Annotated in this window: 1 protein-coding gene; it reads right to left on the reverse strand. The window is 70.1% G+C overall.

Features of this window, described 5'->3' with window-relative positions:
* On the reverse strand, nt 1–244 hold a 244-nt coding region (locus tag R0J92_RS25725), incomplete at both ends, for a hypothetical protein (RefSeq protein ID WP_411053776.1).

The following is a 244-nucleotide window of genomic DNA, read 5'->3' on the forward strand; positions in this document are numbered from 1 at the left end:
GGCGTGCAGCAGGCCCGCCTCGTGCCACAGGCTCGGCTCCGACGGGGCGATCATCAGCATCGCTTCCAGCGTCTGCACCGCCAGCTCGCGATGCTCGTCGTGCAGCAGCCGGACCTTCCGGTTGTTCTGCAGGCGCAGCAGGATCGCCCGGTTGCCGAGCGGAGCGTAGTGTTCGGCGGACAGTTCCGCGCCCGCGCCCTCGATTGCCTTCAACAGCTGACGCAGGTCGTGCGCGCCCAGCGGG

The sequence above is a fragment of the Tritonibacter sp. SIMBA_163 genome, assembly GCF_046535935.1.
Classification (GTDB): domain Bacteria; phylum Pseudomonadota; class Alphaproteobacteria; order Rhodobacterales; family Rhodobacteraceae; genus Epibacterium; species Epibacterium scottomollicae.